This window comes from Acetobacter sp. DmW_125128, from assembly GCF_008704325.1.
Classification (GTDB): domain Bacteria; phylum Pseudomonadota; class Alphaproteobacteria; order Acetobacterales; family Acetobacteraceae; genus Acetobacter; species Acetobacter oryzifermentans.
Genome location: NZ_VHOP01000018.1, coordinates 1 through 16781 on the forward strand (window position 1 = coordinate 1; position 16781 = coordinate 16781).

Sequence of the window (16781 nt, forward strand, 5' to 3'; positions counted from 1 at the left end):
CGGGCAAGAAGCTGTGGTGGTTGGTATCCAGATGAGCCTGCATGAAGGCGATAAGCTGATTACATCCTACCGAGACCACGGCCAGATGCTGGTGGCGGGCATGACCCCCCGTGGCGTGATGGCAGAACTTACGGGCCGTTCTACCGGGTATTCTCACGGTAAAGGGGGCTCCATGCATATGTTCTCCCGCGAGAAGAATTTTTACGGGGGGCATGGCATTGTCGGTGCTCAGGTTTCTTTGGGTATCGGGCTGGCGTTTGCCAACAAATATCGCAACACAGATGAAGTTTCCGTAGCTTATTTTGGTGACGGCGCCGCCAATCAGGGGCAGGTTTACGAAAGCTTTAACCTGGCCGCTCTGCTCAAACTTCCCTGTATTTTTGTAATTGAAAACAACCGTTACGGCATGGGCACCGCTGTTGAGCGGGCATCTGCATCGCACGAACTCTACAAAAATGGCGAACCATGGGGCATTCCCGGCAAACGGGTAGATGGCATGGATGTTGCCGCCGTATATGCCGCAGCAGAAGAAGCCGTAAAACATTGTCGTGAAGGCAAGGGGCCTTACCTGCTGGAAATGATGACATACCGCTACCGCGGCCATTCCATGTCAGATCCTGCCAAATACCGCACGCGGGATGAGGTGGATGAAGTCCGCAAAACGCGAGATCCCATTGAACACGTCAAACACATCCTGCTGGATTCTGGCGTGACAGAAGCAGAATTGAAAACAATGGAAACCGAGATCAAGAGCATTGTAAACGACTCTGCAGAATTTGCGCAGACCAGCCCGGAACCCGATCCGGCCGAACTTTATACGGATGTTGTTCTGGAGGCTTGAGCATAAACATGGCGACTGAAATTTTAATGCCCGCCCTTTCTCCTACCATGACAGAAGGCAAACTTGCCCGCTGGTTGAAGAAGGAAGGAGATGCCGTAAATAGCGGTGACGTTCTGGCCGAGATTGAAACCGACAAAGCCACAATGGAAGTAGAAGCCATTGAGGAAGGTATTCTGGGCCGTATTCTAACACCGGAAGGTGCAGAAGGCGTTGCCGTCAACACACCTATCGCCATTCTGGTGGAAGAAGGTGAAGCGGTGCCCGATAATATCGATACACCTAAAAACGTAGCTGTTACAGAGCCCGCCTCTGCGCCACAGCCTTCACCCTCTGTTGCCGCACCAGTTTCCACGCCGGTTGAAGAAGAAAAAGACTGGGGTGAAACGCAGGAAATCACTGTGCGTGAAGCCCTGCGTGATGCACTGGCCGCCGAATTACGGCATGATCCAGATGTCTTCCTGATGGGTGAAGAAGTAGCCCAGTATCAGGGGGCTTACAAAATCTCCCAAGGCCTGTTGCAGGAATTTGGCGATAAGCGCGTAATTGACATGCCAATTGCCGAACATGGCTTTACAGGCATGGCCGTGGGCGCAGCCCTTACTGGCCTAAAGCCTGTTGTTGAGTTCATGACCATGAACTTTTCCATGCAGGCTATTGACCATATCATCAATTCCGCAGCCAAAACGCTGTATATGTCTGGCGGCCAGATGGGGTGCCCCATTGTGTTCCGTGGGCCAAACGGCCCGGCATCTCGCGTGGGTGCGCAGCATTCTCAGTGTTACGGTAGCTGGTATGCCCATGTGCCGGGCCTGAAAGTGGTTGTGCCTTGGTCTTCCGCAGATGCCAAAGGCCTGTTGCGCGCTGCCATTCGTGACCCTAACCCCGTTGTGGTGCTGGAAAACGAAATTCTTTACGGGCGCAAATTCCCATGCCCGATTGATGAAGATTTCATTGTACCCATCGGTAAAGCCAAGATCGAACGCGCTGGTTCTGATGTCACCATCGTTGCGTTCTCTATAGCTGTCACCACAGCGCTGGATGCTGCTGCCGAGCTGGCCAAGCAGGGGATTGAGGCAGAAGTTATCAACCTGCGCAGCCTGCGTCCGCTGGATACAGACACAATTGTAGAAAGCGTTAAAAAAACCAGCCGCTTGGTAACGGTGGAAGAAGGCTGGCCATTTGCAGGTATTGGCGCAGAAGTTGCCATGCAGGTGATCGAGCATGCGTTTGATTGGCTGGATGCTCCACCAGCCCGTGTAACGGGTGTGGATGTGCCGATGCCATTTGCCGCCAATCTGGAAAAATTGGCCCTGCCACAGCCTGAAGATGTGGTTAAAGCCGCACTCGGCCTGATGTGAGGGAATGACAGATGGCGACTGAAATTTTAATGCCCGCCCTTTCTCCTACCATGACAGAAGGCAAACTCGCCCGCTGGTTGAAGAAGGAAGGAGATGCCGTAAATAGCGGCGATGTTCTGGCCGAGATTGAAACCGACAAAGCCACAATGGAAGTAGAAGCCATTGAGGAAGGTATTCTGGGCCGTATTCTTGTTCAAGAAGGTGCAGAAGGTGTTGCCGTCAACACACCTATCGCCATTCTGGTAGAAGAAGGCGAGGCGGTACCAGACAATATCGACACGCCTAATAACGTGGCATCTGCCGCCCCCGCAACGGCATCACAGCCTGCGGCTGCTTCTGCTCCTATAGCAACACAGGCAGCACCAGCACAGCGGGCAGACAAGCCTGTTGGCCGGGTTGTGGCCTCTCCGCTTGCGCGCCGCATTGCGCGCCAGAAAAACATTGATTTGGCAGCCCTTAAAGGCACGGGGCCAAATGGCCGTATTGTCAAACGGGATGTAGAAGCGGCTCTTAACAAAGCCCCAGACGCAGGGCAGGTGGCTTCTGCCCCGACAGCATCTGGTGGTAGCCGTGCTGTGCCGCACACTACCATGCGCAAGGTTATTGCGCGCCGCCTGAGTGAATCCAAATCCACTATTCCGCACTTCTATGTCTCCATAGATGTGGAGCTAGATGCGCTGTTGGCTTTGCGTTCACAGCTTAATGCCATGTCTCCGGCAGAAGGGGCTGATGCCTTTAAGCTATCTGTGAATGACATGCTCATTAAGGCTTCTGCTGTTGCCCTTAAGCAGGTACCGGAAGTGAATGCTTCCTACACCGAAGATGCTATGATCCTGCATGAAGATGCAGATATCTCGGTTGCGGTTTCTCTGGATGATGGGTTGATCACGCCTATCGTCAAACAAGCAGACCGCAAGAGCCTGAAAGACATCAGCCAAGAAGCCAAGGATCTGATTTCCCGCGCCCGCGCAGGCAAATTGAAGCCAGAAGAATTTCAGGGCGGTACATTCTCCATCTCCAACATGGGTATGTATGGCGTGAAAGACTTTGCCGCCATTGTTAACCCGCCGCAGGCTGCCATTCTGGCTATTGCAGCGGGTAAAAAACAGGCCGTGGTAAAAGGAAATGAACTGGCTATTGCCACTGTTATGACCGTTACCCTCTCGGTTGATCATCGCGTGGTGGATGGTGCTGCGGCAGCCCGCTGGCTTTCTGCTTTCCGTGCAGCGGTTGAATCTCCGCTCTCACTCGTTCTCTAACCGCATGGCTTTCTGAGGATCAGGCATATTATGAGCCAGACTGATTTTGATATCATCGTTGTTGGCGGTGGGCCGGGTGGTTATGTGGCGGCACTTCGGGCAGCGCAGCTTAAGCTTTCTGTTGCTGTGGTGGAAGCCAACCACCTTGGGGGTATCTGCCTGAACTGGGGCTGTATCCCCACCAAGGCATTGCTGCGTGCTTCCGAGATCAACCATCTATTGCATGACCTTGGCACATATGGGTTTAAGGCGGATGGTGTAAGCTTTGATTTTAAAGCAATTGTTGCCCGTTCACGCGCCGTTTCCAAACAGCTTGCCTCTGGTGTTCAGCACCTGCTCAAAAAAGCCAACGTTCCTGTTTTTAAAGGATTTGGTAAGCTGGATGGCGTTGCTGCCGGTAGTAAACGCAAAGTATTGGTGCAGCCAGAAAGTGGTGCGCCGCTAACCCTCACAGCCAAACACGTTATTCTGGCCACAGGAGCACGCGCACGTGCGCTGCCGGGGCTGGAAGCAGACGGCAAACTTGTCTGGTCTTATCGGGAAGCCTTGGTGCCAGATGAACTGCCCAAACGGCTACTGGTCATTGGGTCTGGCGCTATCGGCACAGAATTTGCCTCGTTCTACCGCAATATGGGTTCTGAAGTTACGCTGGTGGAGGTTGCGCCGCGCATTCTGCCCGTAGAAGATGAAGAAATCAGCGCCTTGGCGCGTAAGGAGTTTGAAAAACAGGGCATGCGTGTTCTTACCAGCGCCAAGGTTGGAGCGCTGAAAAAGGGCAAGAACGATGTTACTGTGCCAGTAGAGGTGGGCGGCAAAACGGAAACCATTACCGTGGACCGCGTTATTTCTGCTGTAGGCATTGTGGGCAATGTTGAAAACATCGGGCTGGAAGGCACCAAGATCAAAGTAGACCGCACACATGTGGTAACGGATGATCTGTGCCGCACGGGTGAGCCCGGTGTTTACGCCATTGGTGACTTGGCAGGTGCCCCGTGGCTTGCGCACAAAGCCAGCCATGAAGCTGTTATGTGCGTTGAAGCTATTGCTGGCAAAACCGTGCATCCTATTGATATTACAAAAATTCCCGGCTGCACATACTGCCGCCCACAGGTGGCTTCTGTTGGTTATACGGAAGCACGCGCAAAGGAAGCGGGCTATAAAGTGCGGGTTGGCAAGTTCCCGCTTATGGCAAACGGAAAAGCACTTGCTATGGGTGAACCAGAAGGCATGGTGAAAACTGTATTTGATGCCCAGACAGGTGAGCTGCTGGGTGCACATATGATTGGTGCGGAAGTTACGGAAATGATCCAAGGCTTTGTTATTGCCCGCACAGCAGAGCTGACCGAAGCCGAGCTGATGGAAACCATTTTCCCACATCCCACCATTTCTGAATCCATGCACGAAGCTGTTCTGGCCGCTTATGATGGAGCGCTTCACTTCTAGTTTTGGTGTATCATCTCAAGGGTTTGATGTTGCCAGAACACTATATGGCGCGTTCCTGCCTTGACGCCACGGCAGGAGCGTTCCAGTTCTGTGGTAACCCTTGGCAAAAGCGGGCAAAGATATGTCTATTCGCGTTGTGATTGATCATCGAACAGGAGGCAGCAGCCCCAACAAGCTGCGTCATCCAGAAAAAGCACATCGGCCAGACAACCCCATAGCCCGCAAACCGGACTGGATACGCGTTAAGGCGCCCAATCACCCCATTTACCACGAAACACGTGCTCTTATGCGCAGCAACAAACTGGTAACTGTGTGTGAGGAAGCCGCATGCCCCAACATTGGGGAATGCTGGTCTCAACGCCATGCCACCATGATGATCATGGGGGAAATCTGCACCCGGGCCTGTGCATTTTGCAATGTTACTACCGGCCTGCCGCATGCGTTGGATGCGGATGAACCCGCCCGTGTGGCAGAAGCGGTGGCACGCCTTGGGTTGCGGCATGTGGTTATTACATCGGTAGATCGGGATGATTTGGAAGATGGGGGCGCGCACCATTTTGCCCGCGTTATTCATGCTATTCGTGCGGCGGCGCCAGATACAACCATCGAAATCCTGACACCTGATTTTTTGCGTAAAAAGAATGCCTTAGAAGTGGTTGTTGAAGCACGGCCTGATGTTTTCAACCACAATTTGGAAACTGTGCCACGCTTGTATCCGACCATTCGGCCGGGGGCGCGTTACTACCAATCTTTGCGCTTATTGGATCGGGTTAAACAGCTTGATGCGTCCATCTTTACCAAATCTGGGCTCATGCTTGGTTTGGGGGAAGAAAAGATGGAACTCGCTCAGGTCATGGATGATCTGCGCGTGGCAGATGTAGATTTTATTACAATGGGCCAGTATCTCCAACCAACAGCCAAACATGCCCCAGTTGCACGTTTTGTTACCCCGGCAGAGTTTGAGGACTACGGCACAATGGCACGCGTAAAAGGCTTTTTGCAGGTAAGTTCCAGCCCACTTACGCGCTCCTCCTACCATGCCGATGCCGACTTTGCCGCACTGCGTGAAACACGCAATGCCCGCCTGAAGGAGGATCAGTAATGCCACAGCACGCAGAAAAGCGTGTTTTACCTTATCGCCCGGATCAGATTTTTGATCTTGTTGCCGATGTTGGTCATTATCCCAAGTTTCTGCCTTGGTGCGTTGCAGCCAAAGTGCGCACGCGCACCGCTACAGAATTGGTTGCGGACTTAACCATTGGTTTTGGCCCATTCCGGGAAAGTTTTACATCGCGCGTTACGCTAGACCGCCCATCATCCATTACTGTTCGGTATGAGCGCGGGCCTTTTAGGTATTTGCGCAATATCTGGAAATTCACTGCAACGCCCGAAGGTTGCCTTGTAGAATTTTTTGTAGATTTTGAATTCCGTTCGCGCATTTTGCAGGCCGCTATTGGCGTGGTGTTTACAGAAGCCACACGGTTGATGGTTTCTGCCTTTATCAAACGCGCGCGCGAAGTATATGGGCCGCCACAAACGCCCATCACCAACACAACAACAACCTGTACCAGTGAACACCCTGCCACCTGAAAGCAGAGTGGATATTTTCTTTGGTTTATATCCTTTGTTTCGGTTGAAACCCTGCTTATGATGCACGCAGGCAATTTTCTGTAACCTATTGTGGAATATGGGAATTGCCTGTGAAAAGGCGATTCAACCTTATTAAGGAATATATCCATATGAAAAAACTTTTCGCAGCAGCTCTGCTGGCCTCTTCTGCAACTCTGGCTGTTGCGCCAGCTCTGGCTGCTGAAACCGCAACGCATCACGGCATGCATGCACATCACCATCATGAACATTGCCTAAAAGGCAAATGTGCCGCGGGTGAAAAATCTGCACAGAACAATGGTGATGCTGAAACAGCTGATCTAAATGCCAAAAGCCTGGCTGCGGCACAAAATAATCAGGTTCCGGCCATTGCTGGCGCAGCACCTGCCGTAACGGCGCCATCCGCACCTGTGCTTACAGCACCTAGTGTGTCTGCTCCTGGTATTCCGGCTCCGGTGGCTGCTGGCACAGGCGTCAAAGCACCAGCTCTGCCTACAGCTCCTACAGCTACGGTTCCAACAAATGCCCCACTACCGGCACCTGTTCCGGTTCAGTAATGTGAACATAGATACTGCTGCCGACATCTGTTTCGGCAGCAGTATTTTTTTGCAAATTTCAGCTCAAACGCTGCAAAATCAACTCAAACGCATGCTGTGCCGCTTGCGCTCTGACATCTTCCCGGCTGCCAGAAAAAACCTGCTTATCCGAGATAACAGCGCCATTTTTCATGGCCGTTGCAAACCATACAAGCCCTACGGGTTTTTCTGCTGATCCCCCATCTGGCCCAGCTATACCGGAAATAGCAACCGAGATAGAAGCAATAGGTGAAGCCTTTAAGGCGCCTTCGGCCATTTTTTCCACAGTTTGCGCGCTTACGGCTCCGTGCTTTTCCAATACTTTGGCCGGAACCCCCAGCACCTTTTGCTTCATGGCGTTGGAATACGTTACAAACCCACCTTCCGTTACATCGGAAGAACCGGGAAAATGCGTCAACATTGCTGCAACCAAACCGCCAGTGCAGCTTTCCGCTGTAACCATATGCCCATCTACCTGCCGCAAGCGAAAGAGGGTGCGCTCAGCAGCCGCCAGTACAGAAAACTCTGAAAAAGAAGCATTAGTCGCAGACATTACCAAAAAACCTTCCGCTTAGTATGATGCGCGCCCCACAACTGCACGCACGCCTCTTACACATAACGCGGCCATGGCGCCTGCAATCACGTCATCCCCCATCACACCTATGGCATCATGCCGTCTATCCAGCACGCCAACCGGGCCGGGCTTTGTAATGTCAAACAAGCGGAAAAAGGCAAACGCCAGCAAAGGATACATCCAGAACCATTTTTCACGGGCCTGTTCCTCTGTTTTTGGCAGGCAGGCTAGCAAGGCTATCCACATTCCGGCCACTTCATCAATTACAATCCAACTGTGATCTTCGCCTTTGCCGCTGCGTTTTGTGGCGCACCAGCCCACCACAGTTACCGCAACAATACCTGCCACCAAAAGGCGAGGGCGCTTTAGCAAAGGCAACCCCACCACTAATGCCGCCAAGGAACCAACCGTACCCGGCGCCCGGGGTGAAAGCCCGCAACCACCAAATGTTGCAATCAGCCGTGCGATGTCCATTTTACTTGTTCCCCAATGCCACATAGATGGTCATGTTTTCCCACACACGCTGCACGTAATTCCGTGTTTCGGAATAGGGAATGCTCTCAATCCAATCGATCATCTCTTCGGCAGAAGCGCCGTTCTGGACTGGGTTACCGGCTGTGTTTAACCAACGCGCCAAACGGGTAGGCCCACCATTATAGGCTGCGGCCATATACGGCACCACCGCCCCAAAACGAGACTGAATGTGCTCCAGATAAGCTGTGCCCAACTTCATGTTGTTTTCTGGGTCATGCAGCCCGGCAGCCGTTGCTGCAGAGGCAGGTAGGCCCGTTACGCGCAGCATATCTCCCGCAGTGGACGGTTTAAGCTGCATAAGCCCAATAGCATTGGAAGGGCTAATGGCATCAGGATTAAAGTTACTTTCCTGCCGCATCAGACCGAGCGCCACACCGGCGGGCAAAGTGCTGGATGGCGGCGTATAAGGAAGTGGCCAACCAGAGCGCAGCAGAAAGACACCATCGCGCCCCGCATGGCGGGAGACTGTTACAGCGATATCCGGCAATCCCAACTGAGCAGATAAAGAGGAAAGCGCCAGACGCTGCGGCGTGCTTGTAACCTGCTGTTCAAGCATGTTCATGAAGTCTCGCGCATGTGGGCGATCTCCCCATGAAACAAGGATTTGTGCAGCCTGCGCCAGTTCACTGCCAGAAACGTAAACATCTTCCGATGTGGTTGTTTCTGGGTCACGCTCCGCTTTAAGGCGTGTGCGCGTTTCCTCTGGCACATTGGCTGGGTCTAGCAGCACGTTATTGCGGCCTTCCAACGCAGCCGCAGCCATTTGCCCATAAAATGTTCCGGGCAGGGCAGCCGCCTGCTGCCAATTTGCATGGGCTGAAGTGGAATCCCCCGCTGCGGCACGTGCACGCCCAAGCCAGTAAAAGCCACGGCTCCGTGTAATAAGCGCAGTGGACTGAGCCAGTGGACGGAAAAAAGTTTCTGCCGTTGCAGGATCATGCTGAAGGCGCAGGGCAATCCACCCGGCAAGAAACTGTGCATCTAGCCTGTTTGTTGGTGTTGTGGCTGTATCATTTGCTACAGCAAAAGCATCTGCGGCACGCCCAGCCTGAATCAATTCACGCGCCAGCGTATCCCGCTCTCGCCAGAATGAGGCACCATGTGTGCTGCGTTCAGCCTCTGCCCCAGCGCTTTTCCATAGTGCCACGGCTTCATCATAACGCTGTTGTTTGCGCAGCCAGCGCGCATGATCGAGAATAAGGTACGGATCAGACCGCTGGTTAGCGGGTAGGGCAGCGGCCAGTGTTTCTGCTGCCGGGTCATCTGCACGGAAAGCTAAGCGGGCCTGTGCCAGTGGCTGTTTTTGGGCAGAAAGATAGGGCAAGGTTTGCTTGGCAGCCGCTACCAGCCCATTTTTTTCTTCACGATCAAACCGCAACCAAGAACGTTCTGGCGTGATGGCAGATGCAAAATTGCTTTGCAAAGCGGTGGCTGCGGAACTGGCATCGTTGCCATTTGCCCATGCCTGTGCGGCTTCTGTATTCAAACGTTTGCTTAAATCTGCCGAAGCCGGAACCTGTGTGGCACATTGCGCAAGCGCTGGGCCGTATGTCAGATTTTGCGAAGCGCATAGCCGGGCCAGCACTGCCGGATCTGCTTCCTTGGCCAAAGCAAGTTGCATGCGCGATGTCAACAACTGCCAGCGGGGCCATACTGGACGCGTTTGCAGAAAATCAGCATAAGCCTGCACACTGTTCTGCGAGGATTTCACCAACCCCAGCCAAACAGTCAACCGGCTGGCAACATCACTTGTAGGGGGCGTGCCTTGGGCGGCCTGCTGCTCCGTTGGCCATGCCAAACGGTTTTCAGAAGCTCCTTGCTGTTCTGACGAGGGAGACGAGCAGGCGCTCAGCCCCACACACGCCAGAGAAACAGCCGCCACAAGGCGGTATCGGTAAGAAATCGCAAAACGTCTCATACCGCAGAATCAGCGCGTTTCCCGCACGTTGGCAAGTGCTTTCCGCACTGCCCAAAAATCAGTGGGGCAAATGCCCCCAAACTTCGCCACCACCTTTAACTATCAGTTCTATGGCAACAGCCAGAACAATCAGCAGGCCAACCCAGGAAATCCACTTATATTTATCCAGCAAGCGCGCAATAACAGAAGCCGCCAACCCCATAAGCAGTACGGAAAGTGCAAGACCGGCTATCAAAATAGCCGGATGCTCTCGCGCAGCACCGGCAACAGCAAGCACGTTATCCAAGCTCATGGATAAATCTGCTATCAGGATACGGAAAATAGCCTTCCCCAAACTTCCTGGGGGTGCGGGGCCTGTATCGTCATTCGCATGGTTTTCCCGCATTTCGCGGTACATGCGCCAGCATACCCAAAGCAGCAAAAAGCCACCGGCCAGCGTAAGGCCCACAATCTCCAACAGCCGCACAGCCACCAGAGCCAGCAAAATACGGATAATGGCCGCCAGCCCCACACCGGCAAGAATAGCTTTCCGCCGCTGTGCGCCAGAAAGAGACCGCACCGCCATACCAATAACAACGGCGTTATCCCCCGCCAGTGTCACATCAATCAGCACAACCTGCAAAAAGGCGACAAATGCTGTCAGGCTGAAGGAATCTAGAAAGCCGTTCACGTAAGCTCCGATTCGAAAAACAAGGGGCAAAATACGCCCGAAAAGGCGGCAGTTTCGGGAAGGAACACAAAAAGTCAAAGTTTTCCGCTTTGCGGGCAGACGAAAGGCACGAAATCCGCTAGAGAGACGCCACCTGTTGGCTTTATTTTTTTGGTTAAGGAATTCTGCGTTATGGTGCCGCGTTATACTCGCCCCGTCATGGCCGCCATCTGGTCTCCCACAAACCGCTATCGCATCTGGTTTGAAATTGAAGCGCTGGCGTGTGAAGCCATGGCTGAATATGGCACCGTGCCCAAGGAAGCCGCCAAGGTGGTGCGCGAAAAGGGCGATGCCGCAATGGCCGCTTTTTCTGATGCCGATCTGGCCCGCATTGATGAAATTGAAGCCGAAACCCGGCATGATGTTATTGCCTTTCTGACATGGCTGGCAGAAAAGGTTGGCCCCGAAAGCCGCTTTGTGCACTTGGGCATGACATCATCCGATGTGCTGGATACTTGCCTTGCCGTGCAGCTTGTGCAGGCAACAGACCTGCTGCTGAAAGATCTGGATGGTGTTTTGGACGCGTTGAAAACACGCGCTTTCGAACACAAACACACTCTCACCATTGGCCGCAGCCACGGCATTCATGCCGAACCCACATCTTTCGGGCTAAAGCTGGCTGGCCATTACGCAGAATTTGCCCGTAACAAAGAACGGCTTGAAACCGCACGCGCTGAAATTGCCACCTGTGCTATTTCTGGCGCTGTTGGCACCTATGCACATCTAGACCCGCGCGTTGAATCCTACGTGGCAGAACGCTTGGGCCTGAAACCGGAAACCGTTTCTACGCAGGTTATCCCGCGTGATCGGCATGCTGCTTATTTCTGTGCTCTGGCTGTTATTGCCAGCGGTATTGAACGTCTGGCAATTGAAGTACGCCACCTCCAGCGTTCTGAAGTGCGTGAAGCAGAAGAATTCTTCCATAAGGGCCAAAAAGGCTCTTCCGCCATGCCGCACAAGCGCAACCCGGTGCTGACCGAAAATCTTACGGGGCTGGCTCGTCTGGTACGGGCCGCCGTTATTCCGGCACTGGAAGACGTAGCACTGTGGCATGAACGCGATATCAGCCATTCTTCTGTAGAACGAAACATCTGCCCAGATGCCACAATCGGGCTGGATTTTGCCCTTGTGCGCCTGTCCGGCATGATCTCCAAAATGCTGGTGTATCCAGACCGCATGGCCGCTAACATTGAAAGCCTTGGCGGTGTGGTACATTCCGGCGAAGTGCTTCTGGCACTGGCCAAAGCTGGCCTCTCGCGGGAAGATGCCTACCGGATCGTGCAGCGTAACGCCATGGAAACATGGACCAAACTGGGCACGCCAGAATGCAAAACTTTCCGTGAAAATCTGGATGCAGATCCGGAAATTTCTGGCCGTATCTCTCCAGACGTTCTGGACGCGGCAATGGATAGCCGCCAGCACCTGAAGGCGCTGGATACCCATTACGAAAAAATCTTTGGTGAAACAGGGCCCCGCCAGTAAGCAGGCTCCCTTGTCATAGCAGGATATATCTTCCTACCCGGAAGCCTGCTATGAACCATATTTAGCATATAAGGGGCCATACTGGCTGGCCCCTTGAATAATAGCCAGTTCTGCCCGAACTGGCTTACCCTTTTTCGACAGGTAAGGATCATCATGGCCCGTCGGCGTCAGCTTTATGAAGGTAAAGCCAAAATCCTTTTTGAAGGCCCCGAACCTGGCACCCTTGTGCAATATTTCAAGGATGATGCCACAGCAGGGAACGGCGCAAAAAGCGGCGTAATTACCGGGAAAGGCGTTCTGAACAACCGTATCAGTGAATTTCTGATGCTGCGGTTGCAGGAGATTGGCATTCCCACGCACTTTATCCGCCGCATCAACATGCGTGAGCAGTTGGTGAAGGAAGTGGAAATCATTCCGCTGGAAGTGGTTGTGCGCAATATTGCCGCTGGCAGCATTTCCAAGCGCTTTGATATTCCCGAAGGTGAGCGCCTGCCACGCCCGATTGTGGAATTCTATTACAAGAATGATGCGCTGGGTGATCCTCTGGTTTCAGAAGACCACATCATCGCCTTCGGCTGGGCCTGCCCGCACGATGTGGAAGAAATTACCGGCATGGCCATGCGGGTAAATGACTTTCTGTGCGGCCTGTTCAGCGGCATTGGCATCCAGTTGGTAGACTTTAAACTGGAGTTTGGCCGTATCTGGGAAGGCGAAGATATGCAGATTGTGCTGGCGGATGAAATCTCGCCCGATAACTGCCGCCTGTGGGATATGCACACAAACGAAAAACTGGATAAAGACCGGTTCCGCCGCGATATGGGCAACGTAAAAGAAGCCTATCAGGAAGTGGCGCGCCGCATGGGTATCCTGCCAGAAAACGGGGCAGGCGGAGATATGAAAGGGCCGGAAACGGTTCAGTAACCACGCTGGTGGCAACGGGAGCTTGAAAATGAAGGTACGTGTAACCGTCATGCTAAAGGACGGTGTTCTGGATCCGCAGGGCAAGGCCATCAGCCACGCATTGCAAACACTTGGCTTTGAAGGCGTGCAGGATGTGCGCGTGGGCAAGGTGATTGAACTGGATCTGCCCGGCGCTAAAGCCGAAGAAGCCCAGAAAAAAGCCGATGCCATGGCGCGTGACCTGCTGGCCAATCTGGTGATTGAAGATTACGCTGTAGAGGTGGTGGAATGAAGCGCACCCTCCTTGTAGCACTGGCCTTGGCATGTGCGGCACCGGGCTTTGCCCATGCCCAGCGCATTGCGCCCATGAAGGCAGGTAACTTTGCCCGCCTGTGCACACGCCCCACCAGCGCTGGCATTTGCGATGCCTATATTGGTGGCCTGACGGATGGTGTCTCTCTTTCCAAAATCAATGATCGGAACGAGGGTGATCCATCCGCGCCTGCTGGTTTTTGTGTGCCTACTACAGAAACCATGCCCGTAATGCGCTCCAAGGTTCTTGCTTGGCTGAAAGCGCATTCCGAAACGCTGGACAAGCCGGTTGGTGAAAGTGTTTTTGCCGCCCTGCATGCCTCTTATCCGTGCAGTGTGAAAAAATGAAAGCAGCAATTATCGTATTCCCCGGTACGAACCGGGAGCGCGATATGGCCATTGCCCTTAAGCGTGTTACAGGGCAGGCCCCGCGCATGATCTGGCACCATGAAACAGATCTGGGAGATACCGATCTGGTCGTGTTGCCAGGTGGTTTTAGCTATGGCGATTATCTGCGCTGTGGCGCTATGGCCGCGCATTCTCCCATCATGGGGGCTATCAAAGCCCACGCCCAGAAGGGTGGCCATATTTTGGGCGTTTGCAACGGCTTCCAGATTTTAACAGAAACAGGGCTGCTGCCCGGTGCGCTGTTGCGCAACGCCAATTTGCGCTTTCTGTCTCAGGACTGCTACCTGAAGGTTGAGGCCGAAAATACGCCTTTCACCCATAAGTGGAAAAAGGGCGATGTCTTCCGCACTCCGCTGGCGCATGGTGATGGCAATTACACGGCAGATATCGCCACGCTGGAACGGCTTGAAGGCGAAGGCCTTGTGGCTTTCCGCTACGCCGATGCCAAAGGCAACGTGCAGGCTGATGATGCCGATAGTAACCCTAATGGCAGCGTTAACAGCATTGCGGGCATTCTTAGCGAAAACAAACGCATTTGCGGCATGATGCCTCATCCAGAAGATCTGGTTGATCCTCTGATGGGCGGTGAAGATGGTCTGCCGCTATTCCAAGGTCTGGTGGAGGCTGTAGTCCGGTGAATAAGCCTGTAACCGTTGATGAATCTCTTGCCCGTGAATTCGGGCTGACATCCGAGGAATACGGTCGTGTGCTGTCCATTATGGGCCGCACCCCCAGCCTGACAGAGCTGGGCGTGTTCTCCGTGATGTGGTCAGAACACTGCTCCTACAAATCCTCCCGCAAATGGCTGCGCACGCTGCCAACCAAAGCGCCGTGGGTTATTCATGGCCCCGGTGAAAATGCAGGTGTGGTAGATATTGGGCAAGGCTATGCCGCCATCTTTAAGATGGAAAGCCATAACCACCCATCCTTTATCGAGCCCTATCAGGGTGCGGCTACAGGTGTTGGTGGTATTCTGCGCGATGTGTTCACCATGGGTGCACGCCCCATTGCCAACCTGAATGCCCTGCGTTTTGGCAGCCCTGAAAACCCCGTTACCCGCCGCGTTATTGATGGTGTGGTGCGTGGTATTGGCGGCTATGGCAACTGTGTTGGCGTACCCACGGTAGGCGGGGAAATTAACTTCCATCCGGCCTATGATGGCAACCCGCTGGTAAACGCCATGACGGTTGGCTTGGCCCGTAAGGACCGCATCTTCCTTTCGGCTGCGGCTGGTGTTGGCAACCCGGTTGTTTACGTGGGCTCCCGCACAGGGCGTGATGGTATTCATGGCGCCACCATGTCTTCCGCTGAGTTTGATGAAGATGCACTTTCCAAACGCCCCACAGTGCAGGTGGGTGACCCCTTCATTGAAAAGCTGCTGATTGAAGCCTGTCTGGAACTGATGGCAACAGATGCCATTGTAGCTATTCAGGACATGGGCGCTGCTGGTCTGACATCTTCTTCCGTAGAAATGGCAGGCAAGGGCGGCGTGGGTATCGAGCTTGATCTGGATGCCGTACCGCAGCGTGAGCCGAACATGACGGCTTATGAAATGATGCTGTCTGAAAGCCAGGAACGCATGCTGATGGTGCTGCGCCCTGATCGGACAGACGTGGCACGCAAGATCTTTGAAAAATGGGAACTGGATTTTGCCATTATCGGGCATCTGACAGACACCGGCCACATCGTCGTTAAACACAAAGGGGAGCTGGAAGCTGATATTCCGCTAGACCCATTGGCAGAACAGGCCCCCATTTACGATCGCCCAGCAACACCGCCCAAGGCACCAGCTCCGCTGGAAGGCGTGCATGCACCTCTTTCTTTGGATGCCACGCTGCTCAAGCTGGTGGGTTCGCCAGATCTGGCCTCCCGCGCATGGGTATGGAACCAGTATGACAGCACCGTAGGGGGGCAAACAGTCCGCCGTCCGGGCGCTGCTGATGCAGCTATTGTAAAGGTGGAAGAGACAGACATTGGTCTGGCCATTACCACCGATTGCACGCCGCGCTACTGTCAGGCAGACCCTAAAACAGGTGGTGCACAGGCTGTTGCAGAAGCATGGCGTAACCTTACAGCCACCGGCGCACGCCCCTTGGCCGTAACGGATAACCTAAACTTTGCTAACCCAGAAAAACCCGAAATCATGGGCCAGTTTGTGGCTGCGGTTGAAGGTATGGGGGAAGCCTGCTCAGCGCTGGACTTCCCGGTCGTCAGCGGTAACGTGTCTCTTTATAACGAAACACGTAACCCAGATGGCTCCACCACCGCCATTCTGCCCACACCCGCCATTGGTGCGTTGGGCGTTCTGGATGATGTGAACAAGGCTGTTGGCCTTGGTATGCAACCAGAATCTGATGTGGTGCTAATTGGTGAAACCAAAGGTGAACTCGGCCAGACCATCTGGCTGCGTGAAATCCTTGGGCAGGAAGCTGGCGCGCCGCCGCCGGTCGATCTGGCTGCTGAAAAACGCAATGGTGACTTTGTGCGCAGCGCCATTCTGGATGGCACCATTACCGCATGCCATGACATTGCTGATGGTGGCATTATGGTTGCCGCCGCAGAAATGGTGATGGCAAGCGGCATTGGGTGTGAACTGGAAAGCCCAGATTCCGGCATCCGGCCAGAAGCTTTCTGGTTTGGGGAAGATCAGGCCCGTTATCTGGCATGTGTGGCAGATGGCAAAGCCCTGTGTGAACGCGCCAAGGCTGCCGGGGTGCCTGCACGTATTATTGCGCGCTCAGGCGGAAATGATTTGATTCTGCCAAGCGGCGTCACCATATCCGCAGCACGCCTAAAAACAGCCCATGAAGCGTTTTTCCCGACGCTGATGAGCAACTAACAAAACAAGCGGGAAGGAAGC

Annotated in this window: 17 protein-coding genes; 13 read left to right on the forward strand and 4 right to left on the reverse strand. The window is 53.8% G+C overall.

Annotated elements, in window-relative coordinates; translation table 11 throughout:
* The 7 genes from pdhA to FKW19_RS06690 form a co-directional block, all read left to right on the forward strand.
* Positions 1–841, forward strand: an 841-nt coding sequence (gene pdhA / locus FKW19_RS06660; protein WP_150395941.1) for a pyruvate dehydrogenase (acetyl-transferring) E1 component subunit alpha, incomplete at its 5' end; no start/stop codon positions are given.
* 8 nt (positions 842–849) lie between these two features.
* Complete coding sequence (locus FKW19_RS06665) at positions 850–2199, forward strand: pyruvate dehydrogenase complex E1 component subunit beta (protein WP_089178949.1); 1350 nt, start codon at positions 850–852, stop codon at positions 2197–2199.
* An 11-nt stretch (positions 2200–2210) separates the two neighbouring features.
* The gene (locus FKW19_RS06670; protein ID WP_006115285.1) at positions 2211–3458 is read left to right on the forward strand and encodes a pyruvate dehydrogenase complex dihydrolipoamide acetyltransferase; all 1248 of its coding nucleotides are present in this window, start codon (positions 2211–2213) and stop codon (positions 3456–3458) included.
* A 30-nt stretch (positions 3459–3488) separates the two neighbouring features.
* A complete protein-coding gene (lpdA, locus tag FKW19_RS06675) occupies positions 3489–4901 on the forward strand; it encodes a dihydrolipoyl dehydrogenase (RefSeq protein ID WP_089178948.1) in 1413 nt (470 codons plus the stop codon).
* A gap of 121 nt (positions 4902–5022) precedes the next feature.
* Positions 5023–6003, forward strand: a complete 981-nt coding sequence (gene lipA / locus FKW19_RS06680) for a lipoyl synthase (protein WP_089179914.1) — start codon at positions 5023–5025, stop codon at positions 6001–6003.
* Complete coding sequence (locus FKW19_RS06685) at positions 6003–6491, forward strand: type II toxin-antitoxin system RatA family toxin (protein ID WP_006115282.1); 489 nt, start codon at positions 6003–6005, stop codon at positions 6489–6491. The genes lipA and FKW19_RS06685 overlap by 1 nt, the downstream gene beginning before the upstream one ends.
* A gap of 149 nt (positions 6492–6640) precedes the next feature.
* A complete protein-coding gene (locus FKW19_RS06690) occupies positions 6641–7066 on the forward strand; it encodes a hypothetical protein (RefSeq protein ID WP_035351380.1) in 426 nt (141 codons plus the stop codon).
* Between the two features lie 58 nt (positions 7067–7124).
* Here the strand turns inward: FKW19_RS06690 and FKW19_RS06695 are convergent, their stop codons facing one another.
* Genes FKW19_RS06695 through FKW19_RS06710 form a run of 4 tightly spaced genes read right to left on the reverse strand, consistent with a single transcriptional unit; the run spans position 7125 to position 10780 of the window.
* Positions 7125–7637: a CinA family protein gene (locus FKW19_RS06695; protein WP_089178947.1), complete on the reverse strand. Its 513-nt coding sequence runs from the start codon at positions 7635–7637 to the stop codon at positions 7125–7127.
* A gap of 18 nt (positions 7638–7655) precedes the next feature.
* Positions 7656–8132, reverse strand: a complete 477-nt coding sequence (locus FKW19_RS06700; protein ID WP_089178946.1) for a phosphatidylglycerophosphatase A — start codon at positions 8130–8132, stop codon at positions 7656–7658.
* 1 nt (position 8133) lies between these two features.
* On the reverse strand, positions 8134–10110 hold the full coding sequence (locus tag FKW19_RS06705; RefSeq protein ID WP_089178945.1) for a lytic transglycosylase domain-containing protein: 1977 nt from the start codon (positions 10108–10110) through the stop codon (positions 8134–8136).
* Positions 10111–10168: 58 nt separating this feature from the next.
* Entirely contained in the window at positions 10169–10780 is a 612-nt protein-coding gene (locus FKW19_RS06710; protein WP_089179913.1) for a TerC family protein, read from the reverse strand.
* Between the two features lie 171 nt (positions 10781–10951).
* On the opposite strand from FKW19_RS06710, the gene purB reads away from it, so the two are divergent.
* From purB to purL, 6 genes are all read left to right on the forward strand, one after another.
* The gene (gene purB, locus FKW19_RS06715) at positions 10952–12301 is read left to right on the forward strand and encodes an adenylosuccinate lyase (RefSeq protein WP_089178944.1); all 1350 of its coding nucleotides are present in this window, start codon (positions 10952–10954) and stop codon (positions 12299–12301) included.
* Positions 12302–12454: 153 nt separating this feature from the next.
* Complete coding sequence (purC, locus tag FKW19_RS06720; RefSeq protein WP_089178943.1) at positions 12455–13222, forward strand: phosphoribosylaminoimidazolesuccinocarboxamide synthase; 768 nt, start codon at positions 12455–12457, stop codon at positions 13220–13222.
* 28 nt (positions 13223–13250) lie between these two features.
* A complete protein-coding gene (gene purS / locus FKW19_RS06725) occupies positions 13251–13493 on the forward strand; it encodes a phosphoribosylformylglycinamidine synthase subunit PurS (protein ID WP_063354001.1) in 243 nt (80 codons plus the stop codon).
* Positions 13490–13861: a Rap1a/Tai family immunity protein gene (locus FKW19_RS06730; protein WP_035351396.1), complete on the forward strand. Its 372-nt coding sequence runs from the start codon at positions 13490–13492 to the stop codon at positions 13859–13861. The genes purS and FKW19_RS06730 overlap by 4 nt, the downstream gene beginning before the upstream one ends.
* Positions 13858–14559 (forward strand): phosphoribosylformylglycinamidine synthase subunit PurQ, encoded by a 702-nt coding sequence (gene purQ, locus FKW19_RS06735; RefSeq protein WP_035351398.1) that lies wholly within the window; start codon positions 13858–13860, stop codon positions 14557–14559. The genes FKW19_RS06730 and purQ overlap by 4 nt, the downstream gene beginning before the upstream one ends.
* Positions 14556–16760 (forward strand): phosphoribosylformylglycinamidine synthase subunit PurL, encoded by a 2205-nt coding sequence (gene purL / locus FKW19_RS06740; RefSeq protein ID WP_089178942.1) that lies wholly within the window; start codon positions 14556–14558, stop codon positions 16758–16760. The genes purQ and purL overlap by 4 nt, the downstream gene beginning before the upstream one ends.
* Positions 16761–16781: the final 21 nt, after the last annotated feature.